Annotated in this window: 12 protein-coding genes; 3 read left to right on the top strand and 9 right to left on the bottom strand. The window is 64.1% G+C overall.

All coding sequences use genetic code 11. The features are described 5' to 3' along the window. Window positions 1–126 precede the first annotated feature (126 nt). Window positions 127–1,266 carry a putative acyl-CoA thioester hydrolase gene (locus tag ACDH77_RS11510; RefSeq protein ID WP_031423040.1) on the bottom strand — a complete coding sequence of 380 codons (1,140 nt, stop codon included), beginning with the start codon at window positions 1,264–1,266 and terminating at the stop codon, window positions 127–129. A 462-nt stretch (window positions 1,267–1,728) separates the two neighbouring features. On the opposite strand from ACDH77_RS11510, the gene ACDH77_RS11505 reads away from it, so the two are divergent. From ACDH77_RS11505 to ACDH77_RS11495, 3 genes are all read left to right on the top strand, one after another. Then, on the top strand, window positions 1,729–2,232 hold the full coding sequence (locus ACDH77_RS11505; protein WP_031423038.1) for a pyridoxamine 5'-phosphate oxidase family protein: 504 nt from the start codon (window positions 1,729–1,731) through the stop codon (window positions 2,230–2,232). Window positions 2,233–2,351: 119 nt separating this feature from the next. Beyond that, on the top strand, window positions 2,352–3,233 hold the full coding sequence (locus ACDH77_RS11500) for an MBL fold metallo-hydrolase (protein ID WP_031423037.1): 882 nt from the start codon (window positions 2,352–2,354) through the stop codon (window positions 3,231–3,233). A gap of 93 nt (window positions 3,234–3,326) precedes the next feature. Then, entirely contained in the window at window positions 3,327–3,617 is a 291-nt protein-coding gene (locus tag ACDH77_RS11495; protein ID WP_031423035.1) for a hypothetical protein, read from the top strand. Window positions 3,618–3,671: 54 nt separating this feature from the next. Here the strand turns inward: ACDH77_RS11495 and eutC are convergent, their stop codons facing one another. From eutC to ACDH77_RS11455, 8 genes are all read right to left on the bottom strand, one after another. After that, the gene (gene eutC, locus ACDH77_RS11490; protein ID WP_031423034.1) at window positions 3,672–4,487 is read right to left on the bottom strand and encodes an ethanolamine ammonia-lyase subunit EutC; all 816 of its coding nucleotides are present in this window, start codon (window positions 4,485–4,487) and stop codon (window positions 3,672–3,674) included. Then, window positions 4,484–5,893 (bottom strand): ethanolamine ammonia-lyase subunit EutB, encoded by a 1,410-nt coding sequence (locus tag ACDH77_RS11485; protein WP_031423031.1) that lies wholly within the window; start codon window positions 5,891–5,893, stop codon window positions 4,484–4,486. The genes eutC and ACDH77_RS11485 overlap by 4 nt, the downstream gene beginning before the upstream one ends. Next, a complete protein-coding gene (eat, locus tag ACDH77_RS11480) occupies window positions 5,890–7,254 on the bottom strand; it encodes an ethanolamine permease (protein ID WP_031423029.1) in 1,365 nt (454 codons plus the stop codon). Before eat ends, ACDH77_RS11485 begins: the two co-directional genes overlap by 4 nt. A gap of 416 nt (window positions 7,255–7,670) precedes the next feature. After that, complete coding sequence (locus ACDH77_RS11475; protein ID WP_046934839.1) at window positions 7,671–8,171, bottom strand: VOC family protein; 501 nt, start codon at window positions 8,169–8,171, stop codon at window positions 7,671–7,673. A gap of 118 nt (window positions 8,172–8,289) precedes the next feature. Continuing rightward, the gene (locus ACDH77_RS11470) at window positions 8,290–9,132 is read right to left on the bottom strand and encodes a M23 family metallopeptidase (RefSeq protein ID WP_057681910.1); all 843 of its coding nucleotides are present in this window, start codon (window positions 9,130–9,132) and stop codon (window positions 8,290–8,292) included. Next, entirely contained in the window at window positions 9,132–10,481 is a 1,350-nt protein-coding gene (locus tag ACDH77_RS11465; protein WP_008573418.1) for a dihydroorotase, read from the bottom strand. The genes ACDH77_RS11470 and ACDH77_RS11465 overlap by 1 nt, the downstream gene beginning before the upstream one ends. Further along, window positions 10,478–10,771 carry a membrane protein insertion efficiency factor YidD gene (gene yidD / locus ACDH77_RS11460; protein WP_011347711.1) on the bottom strand — a complete coding sequence of 98 codons (294 nt, stop codon included), beginning with the start codon at window positions 10,769–10,771 and terminating at the stop codon, window positions 10,478–10,480. The genes ACDH77_RS11465 and yidD overlap by 4 nt, the downstream gene beginning before the upstream one ends. Beyond that, complete coding sequence (locus ACDH77_RS11455; protein ID WP_228728953.1) at window positions 10,771–11,418, bottom strand: hypothetical protein; 648 nt, start codon at window positions 11,416–11,418, stop codon at window positions 10,771–10,773. The genes yidD and ACDH77_RS11455 overlap by 1 nt, the downstream gene beginning before the upstream one ends. Between the last annotated feature and the right edge of the window lie 96 nt (window positions 11,419–11,514).

Genomic DNA, 11,514 nt, shown 5'->3' with positions numbered 1-11,514 from the left:
GATACGATCGAGTGCCGCGCGACGCCACGCACACGCAGGGATCCTGGCAGGAATTCCAGCTCGTCGCGCGAGGCCGCAAGCACGGGCAATGCCCGGCTTGCGGCGCAGTTGCGGCGAAGCATCGACTCAATTGGCCGCGCCGGGACCGCTATTGTTGTATTCGTAGAAACGGTTGGCCGAATTGGTGCAGTTGCTGCTGCAATACGGGCGGCCGACCGTTGATGCATTCCATGGCGCGGTCTTGCGGATATGGCTGCCCAGGGTCGAGTCACGTACCGTCACCTGGCCGTTGGGCGAAGTGCCGTTGACGTAAGAACTCAGGCTGCCGACGCTCTCGTCCCACGCACGTCCAAGATAGGTGTTGTTGTCCGGGGAGCCGGAGACACCGGTAAAGCTGCTGTTGATCGCCAGAAATCCGTAGCTGCTGCCAGGACGCGTGCTGGGCGCAAAAATATAGCCGCCGCGGCTGCTGCCCAGGCGTGCGCCGGTGGAACGGATGGTGGCGCCATCGAAAACACCGACGCCGGAGCCGAAGATGAAATCGACATCGCCTTCGATGGTGCTGTTCTTGAAATACGCCCGGATCACATTGGACGCGCTGGTCGCGCTGATCAACAAGGTGTCCTGGTTGCCGGTCACCAGGACATCCTGGAAGTTGGCCTTGTCGCCACGCACAGCCAGCGCCACCGCCGATTGATTGTTGTCGGTGTAGGTGCCTTCCACATAGTTGTTGTCCACGCGCAGGTGGCGCGCCTCGAAATTCGCCGCGCGCACCGTGAACGTCGCGCTGTTGGAGGTGCCAACCGTGGTCGCCGACGCATTGCTCGCACACGGGTGGCTTGCGGTGCCGGCTGGCTTGGGAGTGGGGTTGGCATTGTTGAAGCGGATGACGGTGTCGCCGGTATTTGTGCCCAGCCCGAACAGCGTCAGCGGTGGCGCATTGTTCGGCACGCAGACCAGCTCGGTGTAAGTGCCCGCCTTGATGCTGATATAGCGACGTGTGGTGCCGCCGGCAGCCACGGCAGCGTCGATGGCAGATTGCACGGTGCGGTAGCGTGTTGAGCCGTCGGCCGCCACTGCGTAATCGGCACTGAGTAGGGCGACACCTGCGGTGGGGTTCCAGTTATCGGTCACCAATGCGCTGATCGGCCCGGCTTTGGCCAAGGCTTTGGCGATCGTATAACTGCTCGCTTCGCTGCTGGTGAGTTGCGGCCGTGTGGCAGTGCCGGTCAATGCCAGCGCAGTGGCGCTAACAAGGCTCAGCACTGCGGCAGCGAGACAGGTCGAACGGATGTGCGTTGCAGACATGTGGTGGCGCTCTCTCAGAAGGGGACGTATGCGCAATACGCTGCAGATGCCGGCAAGCCAGGAGCGACGACGACGCCGGTGCGCGCTCGCCTGATAAACGATCGCAACAGGTGTCCGGCCGCTTCAGGATTCGGAAGCAATGCAGCGCAGGTGCAACGACGGTCGTTGCCATGCGCGGTTCTCGTTCGTGCCGCACCAGCGGCCGGCCGATCCTACTGCCGTGTTCGTTTTTCGGCTGATGACGTATCGGCCAATGTGCCGGAACTGCGAATCGGTCACGCTTTGCGGGCCGGTACTGGCGCTACAGGCCATGTGCGCACGCGGACCATATTGCGGTTGCACAATGACGGCGATTCGAGATGCGTCCTCACATGCCGTGGGCGCAGGGCCTTTCAGACTGACTCACCCGCGTACACGCGCATGTCAGGAATCGAAATGGCAGACACCAAAGAGTTGCAGGAAAAATTCTGGAAGGCGCTCAAATCCGATCGCACCGTGATGCTGGGCCTGGACGGTGTCGAAGACGGTCATGCGCGTCCGATGACCGCACAGATCGAAGGCGATAGCGGTGGACCGATCTGGTTCTTTACATCCAAGGACAACGCGTTGATCACCATGCTGGGGCAGGGCCGCCGCGTCATCGGCGCCTTCAGCAGCAAGGGCCACGATTTGTTCGCCAGCATCAGCGGCTCGCTGCGCGAAGACACCGACCCGGCCATGGTCGACCGGTTGTGGAATCCATATGTCGCTGCGTGGTACGAAGGCGGCAAGACCGATCCGAACTTGGCGCTGCTGCGCCTAGACGCCGACCATGCGCAGATCTGGCTCAACGAGTCGAGCCTGCTGGCAGGGATCAAGGTGTTGTTGGGCGTCGACCCGAAGAAGGATTATCAGGACAAGGTGGCGGACGTTCCGCTGCGCTGAAATCTGGGGCGCACGCGCCACCGTCAAGGTGGCGTGTGCGCACTGGTTGCGCGATTTGCTCCGCTCACCGCTGTGCGACGGTCGCATTGCCACGCTGGCCCGCCAAGCGGAGCGTGCCGATGCGCGTGCATCACCTCAACTGCATCTCCACCTGTCCGCTGGGCGGCCATCTCATGGACGGACGTACGCCAGGCGTCCTGGATCGCGGCCATCTGTGTTGCCATTGCTTGTTGGTGGAAACCAGCGCCGGGTTGGTACTGATCGATACCGGTTTCGGCCTGCGCGATGTGGCCGAGCCACGTGCGCGCGTGAGTCGGTTTTTTCTGGCCCTGGTCAAGCCGGATTTGCGCGAGGAGATGACCGCAATCCGGCAGATACAACGGCTGGGGCTGGACCCGCGCGATGTGCGGCACATCGTGCTGACCCATCTGGATTTCGACCACGCCGGCGGGCTGGACGACTTTCCGCATGCGCGCGTGCACCTGATGACGAGCGAACGCGATGCCGCACTGGCACAGCGCACCTGGATGGATCGCCAACGCTTTCGTCCGCAACAGTGGTCTACGCGCGGGCAGTGGCGCACCTACGACGGTGCAGCAGGCGAGCGCTGGATGGGGCTGGAGTGCGTGCGCGACCTGCATGGATTACCGCCAGAGCTGCTGATGGTGCCGCTTCCCGGGCACACGCTGGGTCATGCCGCGGTTGCGGTGCACACGCCGGCACGATGGCTGCTGCTGGCAGGCGATGCATATTTCTTCCATCGCGAAATGGATCCGGACGCGCCTTACTGCACGCCAGGGCTGCGCGCGTATCAATGGATGCTGGAGAAGGACCGCGCCGCGCGCTTGAGCAACCAGCAGCGCCTGCGCGTTCTACGGCAACAGCATGCAGGTGAGGTGGAGGTGTTCTGTTCGCACGATGTGAGCGAGTTCGAGCGTATTGCCGGGCAGCCGGCCCGCCTGCCGAGCGGCGCCTTGCTGCACGCACCCACGCCGCAGTGATCCGCACTTCACCACGCGCCAACGCACCGCAGCGCGATGATCTGCCACCGGCACAGCGCGCTTGCGTGATGACGCCATTCCAGGAGATTGAACATGCAGCAGATCGAAATTGGCCAGATGGTATTTCTACGCGATGGCGAAATCGGCGTCGGTGCCGTCCGCGACATCCGCAACGATGGGGACGAACTGGTCATCAATATCGAAAATGGCGGCGACTTCGTGCTGCCTGCCTCGGTGGTGCGTGATGTGCACTCGGGAAAGGTGATGCTGGATGTCGACAAGCTTCCCGATGATGTACGCAACGCCTTACGTCATCCGCATGACAATGAACTGCAGACCAGCACCTATGCCGCCAGCAACACGCAGGATGGGGCATTGAAGTGATGGATTGATTGCGAATTGCGCGGTGTGACTCCTGGTCAGCACACGCCGCGCAGTTCAGTCAGGCAGCAAGAACGTGCGCGGCGCGATGTCGGCAGGCCCTGCCAGCGACGCAGGTTGTTCGGCTTCGTCTTTCAACTGCACGCCAGAGAGTCTGCGGCGAAATGCCTCGCGCAGCAGATACGCCAATTTGTGGCTCGCCTCGGCGTAACTCAGCCCTTCGGCGCGAATGTTGGAAATGCAGTTGCGCGCTGCATCGGTGAGCCCGACGCGGGGCGTGTAGGTGAGATATAGGCCCAGGCTGTCGGGCGAGCTCAGGCCCGGCCTTTCGCCGATCAGCACGATCACGGCGCGTGCGTTGAGCAGTTCGCCGACCTCATCGCCGATCGCCACGCGCCCTTGCGCCACCAGCACCGCCGGCGCGAGCGACCAGCCTTCCTGCGATGCCAGTGCATCGATCTGGTCGAGCATGCGCGCGGCATGCCGATGCACGGCCAGCGCAGACAGCCCATCGGCGATGACCACCGCAACATCCTGTCCGCCGCCATGCACGGCCGTGAGGCCGCGTAGCTGGGCGGCGGCATCTTCGGCCAGGCGCCGTCCCAGATCGGGACGTCGCAGATACTGATGACGATCGGCCGCAGCGCTCTGCAGCAGGATGCTGCTGCGCCCGCGTTGCTCCAGCGCGGCCTGCAGCGGTGCCGGGTCGAATGCCAGATGCACCGCATCGCGTGCCTGCGCGTGCGCCAGCTGGAACTCCAGGTGCGCGTCCGTAGGCAGGCTGGTCCCCACCCGGCCCAGCGCAATGCGCGCGGGCGTCAGTTGGCGCAGGTGCGCCCAGGCATCGCGGGGTGGTGTGGAGGGTGCGCTCATGGCGCCGCTCTACCGCTGGCCTGTGCCAATGCACGCCGAAATGGCGCCGGTACCTCGCTGCCGAGCTCGAAGCGGCCATCGCGCAGCCGCAGGATGTCGTGCTGCTCCAGCCACCGTTCGAACTCGGGTGCGGCGCGCAGGCCGAGTGCCTGGCGCGCATACAGCGCATCGTGAAACGAGGTGGTCTGGTAGTTCAACATCACATCGTCCGAGCCGGGGATGCCCATGATGAAGTTGATGCCGGCAGTACCGAGCAGGGTGAGCAACACGTCCATGTCGTCCTGATCGGCTTCGGCATGGTTGGTGTAGCAGATGTCACAGCCCATCGGCACGCCGAGCAACTTGCCGCAGAAGTGATCCTCCAGCCCGGCGCGGACGATCTGCTTGCCGTCGTAGAGATATTCCGGCCCGATGAAGCCCACCACGGTGTTTACCAGCAGCGGTTTGTAGTGGCGCGCTACCGCATAGGCGCGCACCTCGCAGGTCTGCTGATCCACGCCGTGGTGCGCATTGGCCGACAACGCGCTGCCCTGGCCGGTTTCGAAGTACATCACGTTGTCGCCGACGTTGCCGCGCCGCAACGACAGGCCCGCTTCATACCCTTCCTGCAGCAAGGCCAGGTTGATGCCGAAGCTGGCATTGGCCGCCTCGGTGCCGGCGATGGACTGAAACACCAGATCCACCGGCACGCCGCGGCCGATCGCTTCGATGGTGGTGGTGATGTGCGCAAGCACGCACGATTGCGTGGGAATCTGATACCCACTGATCACCGCATCGAGCATGCGCAACAGGGCCGTGGTTGCGGCCAGGCTGTCGCTGGCCGGGTTGATGCCGATCACCGCATCGCCGTTGCCGTACAACAAGCCGTCGAGCACGCTGGCGGCGATGCCGGTTGCATCATCGGTGGGGTGGTTGGGCTGCAGGCGCGTCGACAGGCGTCCGCGCAACCCCAGCGTGTTGCGAAAGCGGGTGACGACCCGGGTTTTCTGCGCCACCAGGATCAGGTCCTGCACCCGCATCAATTTGGACACCGCGGCCACCATTTCCGGCGTCAGGCCGGGTGCCAACGCGGTCAATGCAGCTTCGTCGGCCTGCGCACTCAGCAGCCAATCGCGAAAGCCGCCCACGGTGAGATGCGCCACGGCGGCAAATGCAGCGGCATCGTGCTGGTCGATGATCAGCCGGGTGACTTCGTCTGCTTCATACGGCACCACTGCTTCGTCGAGGAAGTGCCGTAGCGGCAGATCGGCCAGCGCCATCTGTGCGGCCACGCGCTGCAGACCGGAGTCGGCGGCAAGACCGGCCAGCTGGTCGCCGGAGCGCGCAGGCGTCGCCTTGGCCAGCAGCTGCTTCAGATCGGCAAACTGAAAGCGTTCGCCGCCTGCGGTGAAGGCAAAGCCGCTCATCCGGCGCTGGCCACAGGCGTGTGTTGCGTGCGCAGGCTCAGGACGCAACACGCCGCGCCGAACAACAGCAGGCCCAGGAAGATCAACGCCACAATCGGGTTGAACCACACCATCGCCACCAGGCACACCAGCGCCAGCAGCAGCGCAATGGCCGGCACCACCGGGTACCCCGGTGCGCGGAAACTACGCTCCAATCCCGGTTCGGCGCGACGCAGCCTGAACAGGCTGAGCATGCTCATCACATACATCACGATCGCGCCGAACACCGACATGGTGATCATCGCTGCGGTCAACGACATGCCCTGGATCTTGACCACGCTGTCGCTGCAGATAGCAGCAATGCCGATGACGCCGCCAGCCAGGATGGCGCGATGCGGCGTGCGAAAACGCGAGAGCCTGGCCAGCCCATGTGGCAGGAAACCGGCACGCGCCAGCGCAAAGAACTGACGCGAATAGCCCAGGATGATGCCGTGGAAACTCGCTACCAACCCGAACAAGCCGATCCACACCAACATGTGCAACCAGGTGGAACTGTTGCCGACCACGGCCTTCATCGCCTGCGGCAGCGGATCGTTGATGTTGGAAAGCTGGCGCCAGTCGCCGACGCCGCCGGCAAACACCATCACGCCCAGCGCCAACACCACCAGGGTGAGAATGCCGGCGATGTAGGCGCGCGGAATCGTGCGCCTGGGGTCTTTGGCTTCTTCGGCCGCCATCGCCGCGCCTTCGATCGCCAGAAAGAACCAGATCGCAAACGGGATCGCGGCGAAGATTCCGGAAATGGCCGCCGGCCCGAAGCCGTCGCTGCCGGCCCAGCCGTTGGCGGCAAAGCGCGCCACGCTGAAACCCGGCGCCACCACACCCATGAACACCAGCAGTTCGATCACCGCCAGCAAGGTCACGATCAGCTCGAAGGTGGCTGCAATCGCCACGCCGACAATGTTCAAGCTCATGAAGACCAGGTAGGCGCCAACCGCTGCAAGACGCGGATCGAGCGTGGGGTACTGCACGTTCAGATACGCGCCGATCGCCATCGCGATAGCCGGCGGCGCGAAGACGAATTCGATCAACGTGGCCAGGCCTGCCAGCATGCCGCCATAGGTCCCGAACGCGCGCAGGCTGTAGGCGAAGGGCCCGCCCGCATTGGGAATGGCGGTGGTCAATTCGGTGAAGCTGAAGATGAAACAGGTGTACATCACTGCGACCAGCAGCGTGGTCACCAGAAAGCCGAGCGTACCGGCGGTGCCCCAGCCGTAACTCCAGCCGAAATACTCGCCTGAAATCACCAGCCCCACTGCGATGCCCCACAACTGCCAGGTACCCAGGGTCGGTTTGAGGTGCTCGTTGCGCATGTCGCACATCTCCTGCAGTCGGGGAGGGGAGATGAAGCACGCCCGACGCCGAAGCGACGGACCGACCGTCGGCAGCCCAAGCGTCCACCTGCAGCGACGCACGACGGTCGTTTCGGTTATACCGCAAAGCCCGCTGGCGAACACAAGCACGACGGGTAGGTCGCCGCCGACCGGGTGTGTAGCGTTCCGGCGCAATGATCGTGGGTTGCGTTTTTCTTCTGGCGTCGCAGGGTGTGGCCCGTTGTTAAATTGAGGGGGCCTGATCCAGTGGTCGCGATGCATCAAATAGTGGGGTCATCGCAGAATGACTCTGCAGCCGCACGCTAAGGCGGATCGGGATCATGGTCCATCAACGGGGCGGGGATGCGACCATTCGGTGTCATCCCGCTGACGACTGCGCCGGTAGTCGGGGCGCGCCGGTTCTGTCACGGTCCAGCAGGCTGCATGAACTCGATGGAAATATGGTCGGGACCGGACACGTAGGCGGTGAGCGTTCCTGTTCTCGGACCTCCCGGAATCGGCAGCGGCTTGCCCTTCGCCTTCCATCCGGCCGCCTCGACACGGCAAATGGCCGCATGGATGTCCCGGACGGTCAGCGCCAGATGGGCGGCCCCGATCGCACCCGCGCTGTCCGGCGACTGCCCATTCCGACGGCCTTTGGAATATTGCAGCAACTCGACGATGAATCCGTCCGGAGCCTTCACGATTGCCGTTCGCACGCTCGGATCATCCACGCCGGTGACCTGATGCAGGAAATCGCCGCCCATCTGTGCCTGTCGTTCGAGCGTAAACCCCAGGGCCTCGGTCCAGAACCGGATCGCCTCGTCAAGAGATGAAACGGCAAACCCGATGTGATCAACGTTGGCCACGCCTGCATTGCTATCCACTGTTGCGGCTCCGTTCCAGTACGTCCGGGACGCGATAATTTGTGTGAGGGAAACTCGAGTCAGCAGAAGACCGGGCTGGCCAAGCAGGCTCTTCTAGGAAGCGTAGAACAGCGTCTTCAATGCCACCGCACGTCAAAAAGGCGATCTTTCGAACGCTCTACTTCGTCCGCTCAAGCACCAGCAACGGATCGATGCGGATGTCGAACCAGTTCATTCCCCAATGCAGATGCGGCCCGGTGGCACGCCCGGTGGCACCAACCGCCGCAATCACCTGGCCTTGCTCGACCCGGTCGCCCACCTTCACGTCGATACGCGACAAGTGCAGGAAATTCGAGCTCACCCCGAAGCCGTGATCCAGCAGCACCGTGCCGCCGGTGAGATACAGGTCCGGCGCCGCGAACGTCACCACGCCGGCAGCCGGTGCCTTCACCGGGGTGCCGGTGGGCACGGCGATGTCCATGCCCGAATGGCCGGCGCCCGGCTGGCCGTTGTACACGCGTGCATTGCCGAAGCGGCCGCTGATACGTCCCTGCACCGGCCAGATGAAGGGTTGGGCGAAATCGGTGCGTGCGTCATCGCGGTCGCGCGCCGCCGTGACCTGCGCCTGTTCGCGTTTGATGCGCGCGGCAATCTCGGCCGGCGGGTTGACCGTCTTCGGCGGCACGCCATTGACGCGTTCCACCGGCCAGTCGCGCGGCGTTACTGCGATGCTCACGGTGCGCGTGCTGCCATCGGGTTGGGTGATCTGCACCTGCAAGGGCCCGGTCGCATCACGGCCGATCCCGAACACGACGCTTCCATAACCGCTCACACGCAAGTTGCGGCCGGCATATTGCACCTTGCTGCCTGCCGGCACCTTGCCGATCACCAGCGCGCCTTGCGACGCGCTTTGCGGAAATACGACATCAGTTGCGGCGGCCGCACCCTGCGCTTGGGCGCGACCTGCAACCAGCGCGACCGGCGCCAGGATCAACCAGGCACCAAACAGGGCTGCGCGCATCAGCGGTCGAAGGTCAGGCGCTGGCCGGCAGCGCTGCCCACCAGCTGTTCGCCATCCCACACCTGCTGGCCGTTGACCCACGTCGCAGCGATGCGCGAACGGAAGGTGGTGCCCTCGAATGGCGACCAGCCGCACTTGGACAACACCTGCTCGCGCTTCACGGTAAACGGGGTGTTGTCGATCATCACCAGGTCGGCGAAATAGCCTTCGCGCAGGAAGCCACGCTCTTGCACATCGAACAACTGGGCCGGCGCATGCGCGAACTTCTGCACGATACGGGTGATCGGCAACTTGCCTTCGTGCACCAGCTCCAGTGCCGCGACCAGCGCGTACTGCACCAGCGGCAGGCCCGAGGGCGCCTGCGCATAGGGCTTTTGCTTTTCTTCCCAGGTGTGCGGGGCGTGGTCGGTGGCGAGCACGTCGATGACATCTTCGGCCAGCGCATCGATGAGCGCCAGACGATCTTCGGCGTCCTTGATCGCGGGGTTGCACTTGATCAGGTTGCCCAGTCGTGCGTAATCGCTGCGATCGAAGCGCAGAAAGTGGATGCAGGTCTCGGCGGTAATGCGCTTGCGCAGCTTGCCATCGGCATCGACCAGCGGGCCGGCTTCGAACAGCGCCAGCTCGTCGGCGGTGGAAATGTGCAGCACGTGCAGGCGGGTGTTGTGCTTGCGCGCCAGCGAGACCGCCAGCTGCGAGGACTTCAGGCAGGCCTGACGCGAACGGATGTCCGGGTGCATCTCCGGTGTCAGCGCATCGCCATACTTTTCCTTGTACTGCGCCATCGTCGCGTCGATGGTCGGGGTGTCTTCGCAGTGGGTGATGATCGGCGTGGGTGCGTCGCGGAAGATGGCGTCCAGCGTTTCCGGGTTATCGACCAGCATGTTGCCGGTGGAGGCGCCCATGAACACCTTGATGCCCGGTGCAGTCTTGGGGTCCAGCGACTGGATGTGGGCCAGGTTGTCGTTGCTGGCACCCATGTAGAAGCCGTAGTTGGCCCAGGCGCGCCCGGCAGCGGCGTCGTACTTGGCCTGCAGTGCGGCGGCATCCAGGGTCGGCGGATTGGTGTTGGGCATGTCCATGAAGCTGGTCAGGCCACCAGCCACCGCGGCGCCGGATTCGGTCGCGATGTCGCCCTTGTGGGTCAGGCCAGGTTCGCGGAAGTGCACCTGGTCGTCGATCATGCCTGGCAGCACCCAGCGTCCGGCGGCATCCACGACGGTATCACCAGGGGCAGGGGCGATCTTGCTGTCGATCTTGGCGATGCGGCCGCCCTCGATCAGGAGATCGGCGTCGAACTCCTTGCCTTCGTTGACCAGGCGGGCATTGACGATGACGGTTCGGCTCATGGATGGGGTCCTTTGCAGCTGCAGGAAGAAGACGGGGAGGGCGAGGCGGGTGCATCGGGCACCGGATCGAATCCGCCCGGATGGAAGGGATGACAGCGGCCGAGCCTGCGCGCGGCAAGCCAACTGCCGCGCAGCGGGCCGAAGCGGCCGATGGCGGTCATCGCGTAGTCCGAGCAGCTTGGTGCAAAACGGCAACGCGGCCCGAGCAGGGGGCTGATGACGAGCTTGTAGACGCGTAGCAGCGCGATGAGCAGGCGTGAGATCACTTGCCAATGATATGCCACTTGCATTAATAGGTGGTTGCCGGGGGTCCGCGGGGTACGTTATAAAGGCCCGCTTTCCCGGGCCCCGGGGGAACCAAGGATGAGCGTTTCGTGGCTGCTAAAAAACCTGCAAAAAAGGCCGTAGAGGCCGCCAAGAAGTCCGCCAAACCCGTTGCGAAAAAGGCAGCGACGTCCGCTGCTGCGAAACCGGCCGCAAAACCGCCGACCAAGCAGCCGGCTGCCAATAAGGCACCCGCGAAGAAGGCACCTGCTAAGAAGGCCGCTGCCAAGCCGGCGCCGGCTTCCAAGACCACCGCGTCCGCAGCCCCCAAGTCAGTGAAACCCGTCGCCAAGAGTGCTGCCAAGCCGGCGGCGAAAAAGGCAGCTCCGGCTGCCGCCAAACCGGCTGCCAAGCCGGTGGCGTCCAAGTCCGTACCGAAGCCGGCCACCAAGCCGGCTCCGGCCAAGTCAGTCCCGGTCAAGGCTGAAAAGCCCGCGCCCGCACCGGTCCCCAAGGCCGTCCCTGCGAAGCCGGCAAAGCCTGCGACCCCGTCATCTAAGAATCCCGTGCCCGTTTCGAAATCTTCCGCAAAAACGCCAACTAAAACCGAAGCCCCCGCCAAGCCTGCTGCGACCCGTCCGGTCGGCAAGGTGGCCGTGGCCGTGACGTCCAAGCCGTCCAGCGCGGCTCCCAAGACCAAGTACAAGGTCGTCGAGTACAAGACCGACGAAGCAACCGGTCGCCCGATCCTGCCGCAGGGCTACAAGCC

This window comes from Xanthomonas axonopodis pv. maculifoliigardeniae (assembly GCF_041519315.1).
Classification (GTDB): Bacteria; Pseudomonadota; Gammaproteobacteria; order Xanthomonadales; family Xanthomonadaceae; genus Xanthomonas; species Xanthomonas euvesicatoria.
The sequence above is the reverse complement of the archived record's forward strand: the minus strand, read 5'-3'. Positions and strand labels throughout refer to the sequence as shown.

What these genes read in the sequence shown, in the direction of transcription:
- ACDH77_RS11505 (WP_031423038.1), top strand. Translation starts at nt 1,729, where the DNA reads ATGTCAGGAATCGAAATGGCAGACACCAAAGAGTTGCAGGAAAAATTC.
- ACDH77_RS11500 (WP_031423037.1), top strand. Translation starts at nt 2,352, where the DNA reads ATGCGCGTGCATCACCTCAACTGCATCTCCACCTGTCCGCTGGGCGGC.
- ACDH77_RS11495 (WP_031423035.1), top strand. Translation starts at nt 3,327, where the DNA reads ATGCAGCAGATCGAAATTGGCCAGATGGTATTTCTACGCGATGGCGAA.
- eutC (WP_031423034.1), bottom strand. Translation starts at nt 4,487, where the DNA reads ATGAGCGCACCCTCCACACCACCCCGCGATGCCTGGGCGCACCTGCGC.
- ACDH77_RS11485 (WP_031423031.1), bottom strand. Translation starts at nt 5,893, where the DNA reads ATGAGCGGCTTTGCCTTCACCGCAGGCGGCGAACGCTTTCAGTTTGCC.
- eat (WP_031423029.1), bottom strand. Translation starts at nt 7,254, where the DNA reads ATGTGCGACATGCGCAACGAGCACCTCAAACCGACCCTGGGTACCTGG.
- ACDH77_RS11470 (WP_057681910.1), bottom strand. Translation starts at nt 9,132, where the DNA reads ATGCGCGCAGCCCTGTTTGGTGCCTGGTTGATCCTGGCGCCGGTCGCG.
- ACDH77_RS11465 (WP_008573418.1), bottom strand. Translation starts at nt 10,481, where the DNA reads ATGAGCCGAACCGTCATCGTCAATGCCCGCCTGGTCAACGAAGGCAAG.
- yidD (WP_011347711.1), bottom strand. Translation starts at nt 10,771, where the DNA reads ATGCAAGTGGCATATCATTGGCAAGTGATCTCACGCCTGCTCATCGCG.